Raw genomic sequence first — 287 nt, forward strand, 5'->3', positions numbered from 1 at the left:
CGACGGCGCTGATGCGCTGCAAGCCTTGCCCAGAGCGAGTTTTGCGCATGGCAAGCAACTTTCTTGGCTGAGGGATGGGGCTAATCAGGTAGAGAAATTTCCGAATCTAAGATGTAGAGCGGTTTCTGCGCAGTTTATGCAGAATGGGCGAATCGCGATGTTCGAGTTGGCAATGCAGGACGATGATATTAAAGTGGGGTCTTCGCGGATCACTGTGGGTGCAATCGAGCATTTTCGGGTAGCGCGGGCAGGAAGCTGGCGATGATCTTGAGCCTCAGGAACTCCTC

1 pseudogene is annotated in these 287 nt (G+C 53.7%); it reads left to right on the top strand.

Annotation, left to right across the window (positions count from 1 at the left end):
- Positions 1 to 265: pseudogene (locus XcuCFBP2542_RS19905) on the top strand (hypothetical protein); the annotation flags it as partial.
- Positions 266 to 287 lie beyond the last annotated feature (22 nt).

The organism is Xanthomonas cucurbitae (genome assembly GCF_002939885.1).
In the GTDB taxonomy this organism is placed as follows: Bacteria; Pseudomonadota; Gammaproteobacteria; order Xanthomonadales; family Xanthomonadaceae; genus Xanthomonas; species Xanthomonas cucurbitae.